Here is a 15,398-nt window from a genome sequence, read left to right as displayed (position 1 = left end):
CGCGCCGGAGCGCCCCGAAATGTGGGTGCAGCGCAGCAATATTCCGCATTGCGAGAAAAGATCTCACGATTCGAAAATTTTGTTGCGCAGGCCCCCGCACGCTCATTACAATCCGCCGGAGCTTGCCCGCAGCCGGTCGCGTCGCGTCGTCTGCACGAGAGCGATCCTCACATTCCAGGACCCAGGAGACGAGAATGTCCGCTGTACCGAACGAAGTGATGAAATATGTCGCCGCCGAACGTGACGACGACCCGCAAGAAACCGTTGAGTGGCTGGAGTCGCTCGATGGCGTAATCTCCTCTGTGGGCACTGGCCGCGCGCATTACCTGATCGAAAAGCAGATCGAGTTCGCCCGCATGCACGGCGAACACCTGCCGTTCTCCGCGAATACCCCGTACATCAACACGATCCCGGTTTCGGCCCAGGCGAAGATCCCGGGCGACCAGGACATCGAGCACCGCATCCGTTCGTACACGCGCTGGAACGCGCTGGCGATGGTGCTGCGCGCAGGCAAGGACACGAACGTCGGCGGCCACATCGCGTCGTTCGCGTCGGCCGCGACGCTCTATGACGTCGGCTACAACCACTTCTGGCACGCAGCGTCCGACCAGCACGGCGGCGATCTCGTGTTCGTGCAGGGCCACTCGTCGCCGGGCGTGTATTCGCGCGCGTTCCTGCTCGGCCGCCTGAAGGAAGAGCAGCTCGACAACTTCCGCCAGGAAGTCGACGGCAACGGCATTTCGTCGTACCCGCACCCGTGGCTGATGCCGGACTTCTGGCAGTTCCCGACCGTGTCGATGGGCCTCGGCCCGATCATGGCGATCTACCAGGCGCGCTTCATGAAGTACCTGCAGGCGCGCGGCATCGCAACGACGGAAGGCCGCAAGGTGTGGGCATTCCTCGGCGACGGCGAGACGGACGAGCCGGAATCGCTCGGCGCGATCGGGATGGCGAGCCGCGAGAAGCTCGACAACCTCGTGTTCGTGATCAACTGCAACCTGCAGCGTCTCGACGGCCCGGTGCGCGGCAACGGCAAGATCATCCAGGAACTGGAATCGGAATTCCGCGGCGCCGGCTGGAACGTGATCAAGGTCATCTGGGGCAGCCGCTGGGATGCGCTGTTCGCACGCGACAAGTCGGGCGCGCTGATGCGCCGCATGATGGATGTCGTCGACGGCGAATACCAGACGTACAAGTCGGAATCGGGCGCGTTCGTCCGCGAGCACTTCTTCAACACGCCTGAACTGAAGGCGCTCGTCGCCGACTGGTCGGACGACGACATCTGGGCGCTGAACCGCGGCGGCCACGATCCGCACAAGATCTACGCGGCGTTCCACGAAGCCAGCAACACGAAGGGCGCGCCGACCGTCATCCTCGCGAAGACCATCAAGGGCTACGGGATGGGCGAGTCGGGTCAAGCGATGAACATCACGCACCAGCAGAAGAAACTGCCGGTCGAGCAACTGAAGAAGTTCCGCGACCAGTTCCGCCTGCCGATCACCGACGAACAGATCGCCGACGTGCCGTACCTGAAGTTCGAGGAAGGCTCGAAGGAACTCGAATACATGCGCAAGCAGCGCATGGACCTCGGCGGCTACCTGCCGCACCGCCGCGAGAAGGCGACGTCGCTGCCGGTGCCGGCGCTCGACGCGTTCGAGCCGCTGCTGAAGGGCACGGGCGAAGGCCGCGAGATCTCGACGACGATGGCGTTCGTACGGATCCTGAACATCCTGCTGAAGGACAAGGCGCTGGGCAAGCGCGTCGTGCCGATCGTCCCGGACGAATCGCGTACGTTCGGCATGGAAGGCCTGTTCCGCCAGATCGGTATCTGGAACCAGCAGGGCCAGAAGTACGTGCCGGAAGATTCCGACCAGCTGATGTTCTACAAGGAATCGGAAACCGGCCAGATCCTGCAGGAAGGCATCAACGAAGCGGGCGGCATGTGCGACTGGATCGCGGCGGCGACGTCGTACTCGACGCACGGCGAGATCATGGTGCCGTTCTACATCTTCTATTCGATGTTCGGCTTCCAGCGGATCGGCGACCTCGCATGGGCCGCGGGCGACATGCGCTCGCGCGGCTTCCTGCTCGGCGGCACGGCGGGCCGTACGACGCTGAATGGCGAAGGCCTGCAGCACGAAGACGGCCACTCGCTCCTGTGGGCGGCATCGGTGCCGAACTGCGTGAGCTACGACCCGACGTTCGGCTATGAACTCGCGGTGATCATCCAGGACGGTCTGCGCCGCATGGTGCAGGATCAGGAAGACGTGTACTACTACGTCACGGTGATGAACGAGAACTACGAGCACCCGGCGATTCCGCAGGGCGAGCACGTGGCGGCCGACATCATCAAGGGCATGTACGCGTTCAGGAAGGCCGACGCCGACAAGAAGGCGCCGCGCGTCCAGCTGCTCGGCGCGGGCACGATCTTCAATGAAGTGATCGCTGCCGCCGACCTGCTGAAGAACGACTGGGGCGTCGCCGCCGATCTGTGGAGCGTGCCGAGCTTCACCGAACTCGCGCGCGAAGGCCATCAGGTCGAGCGCTGGAACCTGCTCCATCCGACCGAAGAGCGCCGTCTGTCGCACGTGCAGAAGTGCCTGAAGGACACGCAGGGCCCGGTCATCGCATCGACCGACTACGTCCGTGCGCTGGTCGACCAGATCCGCGGCCAGGTCGATCGCCGCTTCGTCGTGCTGGGCACCGACGGCTTCGGCCGCTCGGATACCCGCGAGAAGCTGCGTCACTTCTTCGAGGTCGACCGTCACTGGGTCACCGTCGCGGCGCTCAACGCGCTGGCAGACGAAGGCACGATCGAGCGCAAGGTGGTCGCCGAAGCGATCGCCAAGTACAACCTCGATCCGTCCAAGCCCAACCCGATGACCGTTTAACGCACACGCCGTGTGATGCCGCGCGCCGCTTCCGCGAGAGGCGCGCGCGGCCATGGAGACAGAAACAGATGAGTCAAGCGATCGAAGTGAAGGTGCCGGATATCGGCGATTACAAGGACGTGCCGGTGATCGAGATCGGCGTGAAGGTCGGCGACACGGTCGAGCCCGAGCAGTCGCTCGTCACGCTCGAGTCGGACAAGGCGACGATGGACGTGCCGAGCCCGGTAGCGGGCGTCGTGAAGGAAATCAAGGTCAAGGTGGGCGATTCCGTGTCGGAAGGCTCGCTGATCATCCTGCTCGAAGGCGGCGCCGCGGCGCAGGCCAATGGTGCGGCCGCGCCGGCCGCAGCACCGGCCGCAGCAGCGGCACCGGTCGCAGCAGCACCGGCAGCCGCGCCGGCAGCAACCGGCGGCACGCTCGAAGTGAAGGTGCCCGACATCGGCGACTACAAGGACGTGCCGGTGATCGAGATCGGCGTGAAGGTCGGCGACACGGTCGAGAAGGAACAGTCGCTGGTCACGCTCGAGTCGGACAAGGCGACGATGGACGTGCCGAGCCCGGCCGCCGGCGTCGTGAAGGAAATCAAGGTGAAGGTGGGCGACTCGGTGTCCGAAGGCACGCTGATCGTGCTGCTCGACGCCGCAGGCGCACCGGCTGCCGCACCGCAGGCGAGCGCACCGGTTCCGGCCGCTGCCGCGCCGGCTCCGGCACCCGCCGCACCCGCGCCGGCGGCACCGGCGCCGGCTGCAGCCGCACCGGCTGCCGCGCCGTCGGGCGAATACCGCGCAAGCCACGCATCGCCGTCGGTGCGCAAGTTCGCGCGCGAACTCGGCGTCGAAGTCGCACGCGTGCAGGGTTCGGGTCCGAAGGGCCGCATTACGAAGGAAGACGTCACGGGCTTCGTGAAGGGCGTGATGACGGGCCAGCGCGCAGCGCCGGTCGCGGCAGCCGCGCCGGCAGGCGGCGGCGAGCTGAACCTGCTGCCGTGGCCGAAGGTCGACTTCTCGAAGTTCGGCCCGTTCGAGGCGAAGCCGCTGTCGCGCATCAAGAAGATCTCGGGCGCGAACCTGCATCGCAACTGGGTGATGATCCCGCACGTCACGAACAACGACGAAGCGGACATCACCGAGCTCGAGGCGCTGCGCGTCCAGCTGAACAAGGAGCACGAGAAGGCGGGCGTGAAGTTCACGATGCTCGCGTTCGTGATCAAGGCGGTCGTTGCCGCGCTGAAGAAATTCCCGACCTTCAACGCGAGCCTCGACGGCGACAACCTCGTGTTCAAGCAGTACTTCCACGTCGGTTTCGCAGCCGATACGCCGAACGGCCTCGTCGTGCCGGTGATCCGCGATGCGGACAAGAAGGGTCTCGTCGACATCGCGAAGGAAATGAGCGACCTGTCGAAGGCCGCGCGCGACGGCAAGCTGAAGCCGGACCAGATGCAGGGCGGCTGCTTCTCGATCTCGTCGCTCGGCGGGATCGGCGGGACGAACTTCACGCCGATCATCAACGCGCCGGAAGTGGCGATCCTCGGGTTGTCGCGCGGCCAGACGAAGCCGGTGTGGGATGGCAAGCAGTTCGTGCCGCGTCTCATGCTGCCGCTGTCGCTGTCGTATGACCATCGCGTGATCGATGGCGCGGAAGCCGCGCGGTTCAACGCGTATCTCGGTGCGTTGCTCGGCGATTTCCGTCGCATCATTCTTTGATGAGCGGGGAGTTGGCTCGCGGGGGCGTGGGTTTTTTATGTCGGTTATCCACGCTTCGTCGTTGAACCTGTATTGCTAACGGTCTGTCAGCGTCGCCCCTGCGCGGGGCGGCGGTCACTTTTCTTTGTCTTCCAAAGAAAAGTAACCAAAAGAAAGGCGCGTCCTTGGGCGGACGGCAAAGGTGGTGCTGCCCAGGTTCGCGTTCCGTTCTTTCGCGGCCGTCTTCGGTTCATCGCGGGTTGCTCCCTCTCTGTCTGCAGCTAATCAAGAAGGGGACAGTAATGAGTCTCATCGAAGTCAAGGTTCCGGATATCGGCGATTTCAGCGGCGTCGATGTCATCGAAGTCAATGTGAAGCCGGGCGACGTGATCGAAAAAGAGCAGACGCTCATCACGCTCGAATCGGACAAAGCCTCCATGGAAGTGCCCAGCGACGTCGCCGGCACCGTCAAGGAAATCAAGGTCAAAGCCGGCGAGAAAGTCTCGCAAGGCACCGTCATCGCCATCGTCGAAGCATCGGCAGGCGCGGCCGCACCCGTGAAAGCACCGGAGCCGGCCAAGCCCGCTGCGGCTGCACCGGCACCGGCCGCAGCCGCTCCGGCTCCCGCGCCGCAAGCCGGCAGCTACGCCGGCGCAGTCGACATCGAGTGCGACATGCTCGTGCTCGGCGCCGGCCCCGGCGGCTATTCGGCCGCGTTCCGCGCAGCCGATCTCGGCATGAAGACGGTGCTCGTCGAACGCTACTCGACGCTCGGCGGCGTGTGCCTGAACGTGGGCTGCATCCCGTCGAAGGCACTGCTGCACACGGCGCTCGTCGTCGAAGAAGCCGCGGCGCTCGCGTCGCACGGCATCACGTTCGGCAAGCCGCAAGTCGATCTCGACAAGCTGCGCGACTTCAAAGGCGGCGTCGTCAAGAAGCTGACGACGGGCCTCGCCGGCATGGCGAAGGCGCGCAAGGTCGAAGTCGTCACGGGTCTCGGCGCATTCGTCGATCCGTATCACATGGAAGTGCAGGGCGAAAACGGCAAGAAGGTCGTCAGGTTCAAGCAGGCAATCATCGCCGCGGGCTCGCAGGCCGTGAAGCTGCCGTTCATGCCGGAAGACCCGCGTGTCGTCGATTCGACCGGCGCGCTCGAACTGCGCCAGATGCCGAAGCGCATGCTCGTGATCGGCGGCGGCATCATCGGCCTCGAAATGGCGACGGTGTACTCGACGCTCGGCACCGAGATCGACGTCGTCGAAATGATGGACGGCCTGATGATGGGCGCGGACCGCGATCTCGTGAAGGTCTGGGAAAAGTACAACGCGAAGCGCTTCGGCAACGTGATGCTGAAGACCAAGACGGTCGGCGCGGAAGCGAAGGAAGACGGTATCTACGTGAAGTTCGAGGGCGAAAAGGCGCCGGCGGAAGCGCAGCGCTACGACCTCGTGCTCGTCGCGGTGGGCCGCAGCCCGAACGGCAAGAAGATCGGCGCCGACAAGGCTGGCGTCGCCGTCACGGATCGCGGCTTCATCGACGTCGACAAGCAGATGCGCACGAACGTCCCGCACATCTTCGCGATCGGCGACATCGTCGGCCAGCCGATGCTCGCGCACAAGGCCGTGCATGAAGGCCACGTCGCAGCGGAAGCCGCGCACGGCGAGAAGGCCTACTTCGACGCACTGCAGATCCCGTCGGTGGCTTACACCGATCCGGAAGTGGCGTGGGCCGGCAAGACGGAAGACCAGTGCAAGGCCGAAGGCATCAAGTACGGCAAGGCCGTGTTCCCGTGGGCCGCTTCGGGCCGCGCGATCGCGAACGGCCGCGACGAAGGCTTCACGAAGCTGATCTTCGACGAGGAAACCCATCGCGTGATCGGCGGTGCGATCGTCGGCCTGAACGCGGGCGACCTGATCAGCGAAGTGTGCCTCGCCGTCGAGATGGGCGCGGACGCGGAAGACATCGGCAAGACGATCCATCCGCACCCGACGCTCGGCGAATCGGTCGGCATGGCCGCCGAGCTGTACGAAGGCGTCTGTACGGACCTGCCGCCGCAACGCAAGAAGTAACGCGACCGGCACGGCCGGCCATGCGCCGGTCACGAAAAAACGCCGCCGCCCGGGCAATCCGGGCGGCGGCGTTTTCTTTGGTCCGCGGCCGGCATTCAAACGACCGTTCGAGGCCGGCGGGCGGCGGCCGATTCGTGCGTGTTCCGGCGCCGGAAACGAAAAAGCCGCGCTGTGCGCGGCTCTTTCAGGAGCAGGGGACGCTTACGCGGCCGGCTTGCTCGTACGACGTGCAGCAGCGGCGGTCGCGGCCTTCGTTGCGACGGCAGCAGCGGCGTTGAAGTTCGTCTCGGCGATTTCGACGGCTTGCTTCGCAGCCTTCTGAACCGTTTCGTACGTGGTGTTCGCAGCGTTCAGCGCCGACTTCAGCGCGGCGACAGCCGTTTCCGAACCGGCCGGGGCGTTCTTCGCGACGTTGTCGACGAGTGCCTGGACCTTCTTGTTCTGCTCTTCGAATTGCGCTTCAGCAACCTTCGCGAATTCGGCTTGCGTCGACGACGCGATTTCGTACAGGTGACGGCCGTACGACAGCACCTTTTCCGCGACCGGCTGCGACAGGCTCGCTTGCAGCGCGATCAGTTCCTGCGCGTCCTTCACCGACAGCAGGCGCTGTGCGTTTTCCTGGCCTTCGGCCAGCGTCGACTTCACAACCTGCAGGTTGAGTTCGATCAGCTTTTCGACGCCTTCGAACGCCTTGGTCGTCAGACCGAACAGGCTTTCGAGGTTGGCTTTCTGTGCAGCGGCGATTTGCTCGGGGGTCAGCAAGGACATGTCCAGCTCCTGAAAAGCGATCGCGTCGATCGCTGGGTAAAGGGCACTACGACGGGGAACCTCGGATGCGCGTGCTTTGTGCAACGCAGCAATGAAGCGTATTTTAGGGCAGAGAAAACGGATGTCAAGTATTTTTTGTGCGTTGCACAATCGCGACAAATTATCGATAAAACAACGAGTTATCGTGGTCGTTCGGAATCGGTTTCACGCGCGATCCCAAATGGTGCGCACGGCTGCGGGGCAAGCGCGGCGCACCATGAGCATGCACAGGTAAACCTGACAGGCCCATGGAACGTTATCCTTCTGTTCCTGTCGAAAAGCGCGCCGTTTCGATGCGCGTGCCGTGGCGACGTGCCGCCGCCACGGTCGAGACCGGCGCCCCTGGCACGCCGAGCGCCGGATACGTAGTTTCCCCGCTTTAAATCGCCTCCGAAGTGACGTTATCTCAATTAACCGTGTGGTAATCGGGAGACGGGTACTGTCGGGCAGCGCATCCCATGGATTTTCTCGATGGGAGCGGGAGGGTCGATTTGCCAGAGGTTGGCCGACTCTTACATTCCGGTTTAACGACGATCGGTAAGTGCCTAATATTGCTCTTTTTTTCAGCTTTAACTACACTTGCGGAAACCTCCCGCCCGCTTTGTCCAGACCCCAATGAAAGCCGAATCGTTTTCACCGCGCAGATTGTTGCAGAGCATGACGCTCGGCACGGCTGTGTCGGTCGCAGTCGCCTTGCTGGCGACCACCGCGTCCGTCGCGCCTGCTGACGCCTTTGCCGCCACTGCGAGTACCCAACAAGCCGCCAAGAAAAAGGCCGCCGCTCCTGCTTCGTCCGCGAAGAAGAAGTCGGCCAAGGCAAGCTCCGAGAAATCCGCCAAGGTCGCCGCGGCCGATGCGCCGCGCGCGAAGGCGTCGCGCAAGCGCGTGACGCTCGCGGCGAACGTGCATGGCGTCCACCGCGGCGCGGTCCGCAAGGTCGCGTTCCAGCCGCGTCGTCCGACCGTCGGCCAGGCGTTTGGCCTGCACGACACGCCGGACGCGCTCGCGCTGCGTTCGAGCGTCGCGTACGTCGTCGACCAGAATTCCGGCGAGCCGCTGTTCGACAAGAATTCGCACGCCGTCGTGCCGATCGCGTCGATCTCGAAGCTGATGACGGCGATGGTCGTGCTCGATTCGAAGTCGCCGATGACCGACCAGATCGAAGTCACGGACGAAGACCGTGACTATGAAAAGGGCACGGGCTCGCGCCTGTCGGTCGGTTCGGTGCTGTCGCGCGAAGACATGCTGCACATCGCGCTGATGGCGTCGGAAAACCGCGCGGCCGCCGCGTTGTCGCGTTACTACCCGGGCGGCCGTCCGGCGTTCATCGCGGCGATGAACGCGAAGGCGAAGTCGCTCGGCATGGCCGATACGCACTTCGAGAATTCGACCGGCCTGTCGAGCTCGAACGTGTCGAGCGCGCGCGATCTGGTGAAGATGGTCAATGCGGCGTACCAGTACCCGATGATCCGCCAGTTCTCGACCGATCGCAGCTACGAGGTGTACACGGGCAAGCGCAATCTCGCCTACAACAGCACGAACGCACTGATCCGCGGCAACGGCTCGTGGGACATCGGCCTGCAGAAGACGGGCTTCATCAACGAAGCAGGCGAATGCCTCGTGATGCAGGCGACGATCCACGGCCGGCCGATGGTGATGGTGCTGCTCGATTCGTTCGGCAAGTATTCGCGCTTCGCCGACGCGGCGCGCCTGCGCAACTGGCTCGATGCCGGTGGCGGCGAGCGCCTGACGGCGGCCAACACGCCGAACGGCGGGACCTGATCGTGCCGCGGCGGTTCGCCGCCGCGCCGACGGATGAAAAAAAGCCCCGCAATCGCGGGGCTTTTTCGTTTCGGAGAACCGGGGCCGGTGGCGCGGCTTACGCCTGCCGCTGCAGTCCGTCCGTATCCTTCGTGGGCGCCGGCCGGTAGCCGAGCGATTCCGAGATGGTGAGGGCCGTCCGGCTCAGCTGGCCGAGCCACGCGTCCTGCAGGCGATCGGCCGGTGCCGACAGCGACAGGCCCGCGACGAGCTTGCCCGAATCGTCGTAGATGCCGGCCGCGATACAGCGCACGCCGAGCTCCAGCTCCTCGTTGTCGCGGGCGCACGATTGCTGGCGGACGATCGTCAGCTCGCGCTCGAGCTTCGCGATGTCGGTGATGCTGTTCTGCGTATGGCCGGACAACCCCGTGCGCGTTGCATAAGCACGCACGCGCGACGTTTCGTCCGCCGCGAGGAACAGCTTGCCGACCGACGTGAGGTGCAGCGGCGCGCGGCCGCCGATCGCGCGGACGACCTGCATCCCCGAGCGCTCCGAATACGCACGCTCGATATAGACGATCTCGTCGCCCTGGCGCACCGACAGGTTCACGGTCTGCCCGGTGAGGCGGTGCAGCTCGCGCATCGGCGTCAGCGCCGCGTCGCGTACCGACAGGCGCGCCTTCACGAGGTTGCCGAGTTCGAGCAGCCGCATGCCGAGGCGGTACGTGCCGGGATCGGAGCGGTCGACGAGACGGCAGGTCACCATGTCGTTGAGGATGCGGTGCGCGGTCGACGGATGCAGCTCCGTGCGCTGCGCAAGCTCCTTCAGGCTGACAGGGTCGCTGTGCGCGGCGAGCGCGTCCAGCAACCGCATCATGCGTTCGATCACCTGGATCGACGTTTTTGAATCCGGGGTGGGTTGGCTCATGTCGGGGGAGAAATCGGTTGACGCGGCAGGCGGTGTTGCAACGATTGTATCTCGTATTGTGAAAAAAGCGAACGCCGTTCGAGGAAGTCCTCGTTTCGCGCACAGCGGGCTTGCGCACGAACCGGCGTTGGTCTTGCTGGCCAAACGGCGGATAATGAGAGCCGTTTTCTCGAAGGAGCACGTATGCGAGTCGGTTTGTTCGTGACCTGCCTGGTCGATCTGATGCGCCCCGAAATCGGTTTCTCGGCGCTCAAGCTGATTCGCGATGCCGGCTACGAGGTGATCGTGCCGCCCGCGCAGACCTGCTGCGGCCAGCCGGCGTACAACTCGGGCGACCGCGCGCTCGCGCGCGATCTCGCTGAGAAGACGCTGCGCGAGTTCGAGCAGTTCGATTACGTCGTCGCGCCGTCCGGTTCGTGCGGCGGAATGATTCGCGCGCACTATGGCGATCTGTTCCGCGACGACCCCGAACTGATGGGGCGCTATGGACGGTTCCAGCAGAAGGTCTACGAACTGACCGATTTCCTCGCGAACGTCGCCAGGGTTTCGCTCGAGCCGGGCGAATTCACCGGGCCCGTCACCTATCACGACTCGTGCTCGGGCCTGCGCGAGCTCGGCGTGAAGGCGCAGCCGCGCGCGCTGCTCGCGCAGCGCGGCGTCGCGCTCACCGAGATGAAGGACTGCGAGCACTGCTGCGGCTTCGGCGGCACGTTCGCGGTCAAGTACGGCGACATTTCGGCGGCCATCGCGGACGAGAAATGCGCGAACGTGCGAGCGTCGGGCGCGGGCGCCGTCGTGCTCGGCGATCTCGGCTGCATGCTGAACATCGAAGGGCGGTTGCGCCGCACCGGCGACCGCGACACGCGCGTGCTGCACGTCGCGCAGGTGCTGGCGGGCGACGTCTGACGCCCGGTTCCGCTCACTTTCCTCCCCCGATACCGCGATGCAAGTCCAATCGATGCATTTCAAGGCGCGCGCCGGCCAGAAGCTGGCCGACCAGCGCCTGCAGCAGAACCTGAAGAAGCTGTCGACGAAGTTCGTGTCCGCGCGCGCCGACGCGATGACCGCGATCGACTTCCCCGCCACGCGCGCCGCGCTCAAGGCGCGCCGCAACCGCGCGCTGGAGAACCTCGACGTGTGGCTCGAGGCATTCGAGCGCGAGGCGACGCGGCGCGGCACGACCGTACTGTTCGCGGAAACGACCGCGGATGCCGCGCGGCTCGTGGCCGACATCGCGCGCCGTCACGACGTGAAGAAGGTCATCAAGACCAAGTCGATGGTGTCCGAGGAAATGCGCCTGAACGCGGTGCTCGCGGAGATGGGCGTGCAGTCGATCGAGACGGACCTCGGCGAATACATCCTGCAGATCAACGACAACGAGCCGCCGAGCCACATCATTGCGCCGGTCGTGCACAAGGACAAGGACGAGATCGCCGACCTGTTCGCGCGCACCCACCATCGCGAGCGCCTCACCGAGATTCCGGACATGACGCGCGAGGCGCGCGAGGTGCTGCGCCCGCATTTCATGTCGGCCGACATGGGCGTGACGGGCGGCAACTTCGTGATCGCCGAGACGGGTTCGGTCGCGATCGTGACGAACGAAGGGAACGAGGGGATGTGCACGGTGATGCCGCGCGTGCATGTCGCGGTGACGGGCATCGAGAAGGTGTTGCCGACGCTCGAGGATCTCGCGACCGCGATGCGCCTGTTGCCGCGCTCCGCGACAGGGCAGAAGACGTCGAACTATTTCTCGCTGCTGACCGGGCCGCGCGGCCCGGGCGACGAGGATGGCCCCGAACACAACTACGTGGTGCTCGTCGACGGCGGCCGCACGGGGCTGATCGGCGGCGAGTTCCAGGAGATGCTGCGCTGCATCCGCTGCGGCGCGTGCATGAACCATTGCCCGGTTTACCAGAAGGTCGGCGGCCATGCGTACGGCTGGGTCTATCCGGGCCCGATGGGCTCGGTGCTGACGCCGAGCTACGTCGGCCTCGACCGCGCGCTCGACCTGCCGCAGGCCGCCACGCTATGCGGCGAATGCGACAGCGTGTGCCCGGTCGGGATTCCGCTGTCCGGCCTGCTGCGCACGCTGCGCGAGAAGCAGGTCGAACGGCACCTGCGGCCGTGGCGCGAGCGGGCGGCGCTCGCCGCATGGGGTTTCTTCGCGCGGCGGCCGATGCTGTACGCGCTGACGACGAAGCTCGCGGTGCGCGTCCTCGAGCGGCTGGGCGGCAACGGCGGCACGCTGCGGCGCCTGCCGATGATGGGCGGCTGGATGGACACGCGCGACATGCCGACACCGACGGGGCGCACGTTCCGCGAACTCTACGCGGCATCGCAAAGCCACCGCGGCTGACGACTGTTCATCGGGCGGCAACAGTGCGTTCGCTATTTGCATATTTATCTCGATAGATGCGGTCTATAGAATCCTGTCTGTAGTCCCCGGAATTGGGTTTCGGGGAACGAGGTCAAGGAGGTCCGCATCATGAGAAAGACAATATCGATGTACTGGCCGCTGGTTATCGTGGTTCCGCTGGCCGCGGCTGCCTATCTGCACGCAATGGCCGATGCGCCGTCGCGCGGTCCGCTCGCGGTTCACCAGGCGTCCGCCGAGCTGGCGCGCGCGGTGTCGTTCGGGCTGGTCGACGACGCGGCGAAGCCGCTGCCGGCCGCATCCGGCGACGCCGTGCTCGCGGCGCCGAAGGCGCTGTAATGCACGGCGCCGTCGCTTTGCGCGGCGGCGCGATTTCGGGCGCCTTTGTATAATGGCGTGCTCTTCTCCCACGCGGTCCGCCGCGGCTTTTCGATAGTGCGATGACCCGCGTTGCGATCTGTTTCGTCTGTCTCGGCAACATCTGCCGTTCGCCCACCGCGGAAGGCGTGATGCGCCATCAGGTCGACGCGGCCGCGCTGGCCGACCGGATCGCGATCGATTCGGCCGGCACCGGCGACTGGCACGTGGGCGAGCCGCCCGACACGCGTGCACAGGCCGCCGCGCATAGCCGCGGCTACGATCTGTCGGCGCTGCGCGCGCGGCAGGTGAGTGCGGCCGATTTCGAGCGTTTCGACCTGTTGCTCGCGATGGACGAAGCCAATCTCGCGGAATTGCACCGGCGCTGCCCGCCGCAGCATCGCGACAAGGTGCGCCTGCTGATGGAATTCGCGCCGGACACGACCGAAACCGAAGTGGCCGATCCGTATTTCGGCGGCGCGCAGGGCTTCGAACAGGTGCTCGATCAGGTCGAACGCGCGTGCGCGGGCCTGCTGGAGATGCTTCGAGCCCGCACGGAGCGTTGATCGCGCGGTATTCAGCGATCTGCGAATACCCTATCAAAGGCATGGATACTTGACTAAATCTGTCAAATATTTATACTTGACCAAAATCGTCAAGATTGCAGTCCCCTAGACACCATGAGACTCACCACCAAAGGCCGTTTCGCCGTCACGGCGATGATTGACTTGGCACTGCGCCAGGAGCAGGGCCCGGTGACGCTTGCAGGCATCAGCCAGCGCCAGCGGATTTCGCTCTCGTATCTCGAACAGCTGTTCGGGAAGCTGCGCAGGCATGAAATCGTCGAATCCGTGCGCGGCCCGGGCGGCGGCTACAACCTCGCGCGTCGCGCGCAGGACGTCACCGTTGCCGACATCATCATTGCGGTCGATGAGCCGCTCGACGCCACGCAGTGCGGCGGCAAAGGCACGTGCGACGGCTCGAAGCAGCCCGACGGCCATTGCATGACGCACGAGCTGTGGTCGACGCTCAACCAGAAGATGGTCGAATACCTCGATTCGGTGTCGCTGCAGGATCTCGTCGATCAGCAGCGTGCACGCGAGGGTGCCCCCGCGGTGCTGCGCGATCGGCGCACGGCGGAGCCCGTCGCCGCACCGGCCGAGCCGGTGCGCACGATGCCGCTCGGCCCCAATTCGGTGTTCAACATCGCGAGTTCGTGAGCGCCAACGCGCCCGCCATACCCCATAACGCACATAGTCCCTGCACAGAATACCCGGAGCGACAGATGACCCAAGAGACTCTCCACCTGCCCATCTATATGGATTACAGCGCGACGACGCCCGTCGATCCGCGCGTGGTCGACAAGATGGTGCCGTACCTGCGCGAGCAGTTCGGCAACCCGGCGTCGCGCAGCCACGCATACGGCTGGGACGCGGAGCGCGCGGTCGAGGAAGCGCGCGAGCAGGTGGCCGCGCTCGTGAACGCGGATCCGCGCGAGATCATCTGGACGTCCGGCGCGACGGAGTCGGACAACCTCGCCATCAAGGGTGCCGCGAACTTCTACAAGGGCAAGGGCAAGCACATCATCACGGTGAAGACCGAGCACAAGGCCGTGCTCGACACGTGCCGCGAGCTCGAGCGCGACGGTTTCGACGTCACCTACCTCGACGTGAAGGATGACGGCCTGATCGACCTCGACGTGCTCAAGGCCGCGCTGCGCCCCGACACGATTCTCGTGTCCGTGATGCACGTGAACAACGAGATCGGCGTGATCCAGGACATCGAGACGATCGGTGAGATCTGCCGCGAGAAGGGCATCATTTTCCACGTCGACGCCGCGCAATCGACCGGCAAGGTCATGATCGATCTCGCGAAGCTGAAGGTCGACCTGATGTCGTTCTCGGCACACAAGACCTACGGCCCGAAGGGCATCGGTGCGCTGTATGTGCGCCGCAAGCCGCGTGTGCGCATCGAAGCGCAGATGCACGGTGGCGGCCACGAGCGCGGCATGCGTTCGGGCACGCTGCCGACGCACCAGATCGTCGGCATGGGCGAAGCGTTCCGTATCGCGCGCGAGGAAATGGCGACCGAGAACGAGCGCATCCGCATGCTGCGCGACAAGCTGCTGCGCGGCCTGTCGCAGATCGAGGAAACGTACGTGAACGGCGACATGGAACAGCGTGTCCCGCACAACCTCAACATCAGTTTCAACTTCGTCGAAGGCGAGTCGCTGATCATGGCGATCAAGGACGTCGCGGTGTCGTCGGGCTCCGCGTGCACGTCGGCGTCGCTGGAGCCGTCGTACGTGCTGCGTGCGCTCGGCCGCAACGACGAGCTCGCACACAGCTCGATCCGCTTCACGGTCGGCCGCTTCACGACGGAGCAGGAAGTCGACTTCGTGATCAACCTGCTGAACAGCAAGATCGCGAAGCTGCGTGAACTGTCGCCGCTCTGGGAAATGCACCAGGAAGGCATCGATCTGTCGACGATCGAATGGGCCGCACACTAATACCGCATTGAATGCACCCG

At 64.9% G+C, this 15,398-nt stretch carries 12 protein-coding genes; 10 read left to right on the top strand and 2 right to left on the bottom strand.

Annotated features, from left to right (window positions below):
- The first annotated feature begins 194 nt into the window (after positions 1–194).
- The 3 genes from aceE to lpdA all read left to right on the top strand — a co-directional run bounded on the left by aceE (position 195) and on the right by lpdA (position 6,642).
- Positions 195–2,891, top strand: a complete 2,697-nt coding sequence (gene aceE, locus ACN22W_RS11965; RefSeq protein WP_343494624.1) for a pyruvate dehydrogenase (acetyl-transferring), homodimeric type — start codon at positions 195–197, stop codon at positions 2,889–2,891.
- A 68-nt stretch (positions 2,892–2,959) separates the two neighbouring features.
- Positions 2,960–4,594 carry a dihydrolipoyllysine-residue acetyltransferase gene (gene aceF / locus ACN22W_RS11960; RefSeq protein ID WP_419684439.1) on the top strand — a complete coding sequence of 545 codons (1,635 nt, stop codon included), beginning with the start codon at positions 2,960–2,962 and terminating at the stop codon, positions 4,592–4,594.
- A gap of 281 nt (positions 4,595–4,875) precedes the next feature.
- The gene (gene lpdA / locus ACN22W_RS11955; protein ID WP_419684437.1) at positions 4,876–6,642 is read left to right on the top strand and encodes a dihydrolipoyl dehydrogenase; all 1,767 of its coding nucleotides are present in this window, start codon (positions 4,876–4,878) and stop codon (positions 6,640–6,642) included.
- Positions 6,643–6,843: 201 nt separating this feature from the next.
- Here the strand turns inward: lpdA and ACN22W_RS11950 are convergent, their stop codons facing one another.
- Positions 6,844–7,410 (bottom strand): phasin family protein, encoded by a 567-nt coding sequence (locus ACN22W_RS11950; RefSeq protein WP_048248776.1) that lies wholly within the window; start codon positions 7,408–7,410, stop codon positions 6,844–6,846.
- Between the two features lie 654 nt (positions 7,411–8,064).
- Between ACN22W_RS11950 and pbpG the strand changes: the two genes are divergently transcribed.
- The gene (pbpG, locus tag ACN22W_RS11945; RefSeq protein ID WP_129512503.1) at positions 8,065–9,231 is read left to right on the top strand and encodes a D-alanyl-D-alanine endopeptidase; all 1,167 of its coding nucleotides are present in this window, start codon (positions 8,065–8,067) and stop codon (positions 9,229–9,231) included.
- 97 nt (positions 9,232–9,328) lie between these two features.
- On the opposite strand, the gene ACN22W_RS11940 is transcribed toward pbpG, so the two are convergent.
- Entirely contained in the window at positions 9,329–10,138 is an 810-nt protein-coding gene (locus ACN22W_RS11940; RefSeq protein WP_129512502.1) for an IclR family transcriptional regulator, read from the bottom strand.
- Between the two features lie 183 nt (positions 10,139–10,321).
- On the opposite strand from ACN22W_RS11940, the gene ACN22W_RS11935 reads away from it, so the two are divergent.
- The 6 genes from ACN22W_RS11935 (at position 10,322) to ACN22W_RS11910 (ending at position 15,378) form a co-directional block, all read left to right on the top strand.
- Positions 10,322–11,044 (top strand): (Fe-S)-binding protein, encoded by a 723-nt coding sequence (locus tag ACN22W_RS11935; RefSeq protein ID WP_412021559.1) that lies wholly within the window; start codon positions 10,322–10,324, stop codon positions 11,042–11,044.
- A 37-nt stretch (positions 11,045–11,081) separates the two neighbouring features.
- A complete protein-coding gene (locus ACN22W_RS11930) occupies positions 11,082–12,494 on the top strand; it encodes a lactate utilization protein B (RefSeq protein WP_419684433.1) in 1,413 nt (470 codons plus the stop codon).
- A gap of 129 nt (positions 12,495–12,623) precedes the next feature.
- Positions 12,624–12,851 carry a hypothetical protein gene (locus tag ACN22W_RS11925; RefSeq protein ID WP_419684431.1) on the top strand — a complete coding sequence of 76 codons (228 nt, stop codon included), beginning with the start codon at positions 12,624–12,626 and terminating at the stop codon, positions 12,849–12,851.
- 101 nt (positions 12,852–12,952) lie between these two features.
- Entirely contained in the window at positions 12,953–13,435 is a 483-nt protein-coding gene (locus tag ACN22W_RS11920) for a low molecular weight protein-tyrosine-phosphatase (RefSeq protein ID WP_419684429.1), read from the top strand.
- 114 nt (positions 13,436–13,549) lie between these two features.
- On the top strand, positions 13,550–14,089 hold the full coding sequence (iscR, locus tag ACN22W_RS11915) for a Fe-S cluster assembly transcriptional regulator IscR (protein WP_048248765.1): 540 nt from the start codon (positions 13,550–13,552) through the stop codon (positions 14,087–14,089).
- 65 nt (positions 14,090–14,154) lie between these two features.
- A complete protein-coding gene (locus ACN22W_RS11910) occupies positions 14,155–15,378 on the top strand; it encodes an IscS subfamily cysteine desulfurase (RefSeq protein ID WP_419684427.1) in 1,224 nt (407 codons plus the stop codon).
- Positions 15,379–15,398: the final 20 nt, after the last annotated feature.

Source organism: Burkholderia theae, from assembly GCF_048565265.1.
Taxonomy (GTDB): domain Bacteria; phylum Pseudomonadota; class Gammaproteobacteria; order Burkholderiales; family Burkholderiaceae; genus Burkholderia; species Burkholderia theae.
This window is presented reverse-complemented; position numbering and strand designations above follow the sequence as displayed.

Excerpts from the sequence above, each read along its gene's own strand:
- aceE (WP_343494624.1), top strand. The coding sequence starts at position 195 with ATGTCCGCTGTACCGAACGAAGTGATGAAATATGTCGCCGCCGAACGT.
- ACN22W_RS11935 (WP_412021559.1), top strand. The coding sequence starts at position 10,322 with ATGCGAGTCGGTTTGTTCGTGACCTGCCTGGTCGATCTGATGCGCCCC.
- pbpG (WP_129512503.1), top strand. The coding sequence starts at position 8,065 with ATGAAAGCCGAATCGTTTTCACCGCGCAGATTGTTGCAGAGCATGACG.
- iscR (WP_048248765.1), top strand. The coding sequence starts at position 13,550 with ATGAGACTCACCACCAAAGGCCGTTTCGCCGTCACGGCGATGATTGAC.
- ACN22W_RS11920 (WP_419684429.1), top strand. The coding sequence starts at position 12,953 with ATGACCCGCGTTGCGATCTGTTTCGTCTGTCTCGGCAACATCTGCCGT.
- ACN22W_RS11910 (WP_419684427.1), top strand. The coding sequence starts at position 14,155 with ATGACCCAAGAGACTCTCCACCTGCCCATCTATATGGATTACAGCGCG.
- ACN22W_RS11930 (WP_419684433.1), top strand. The coding sequence starts at position 11,082 with ATGCAAGTCCAATCGATGCATTTCAAGGCGCGCGCCGGCCAGAAGCTG.
- aceF (WP_419684439.1), top strand. The coding sequence starts at position 2,960 with ATGAGTCAAGCGATCGAAGTGAAGGTGCCGGATATCGGCGATTACAAG.
- ACN22W_RS11950 (WP_048248776.1), bottom strand. The coding sequence starts at position 7,410 with ATGTCCTTGCTGACCCCCGAGCAAATCGCCGCTGCACAGAAAGCCAAC.
- ACN22W_RS11925 (WP_419684431.1), top strand. The coding sequence starts at position 12,624 with ATGAGAAAGACAATATCGATGTACTGGCCGCTGGTTATCGTGGTTCCG.
- ACN22W_RS11940 (WP_129512502.1), bottom strand. The coding sequence starts at position 10,138 with ATGAGCCAACCCACCCCGGATTCAAAAACGTCGATCCAGGTGATCGAA.
- lpdA (WP_419684437.1), top strand. The coding sequence starts at position 4,876 with ATGAGTCTCATCGAAGTCAAGGTTCCGGATATCGGCGATTTCAGCGGC.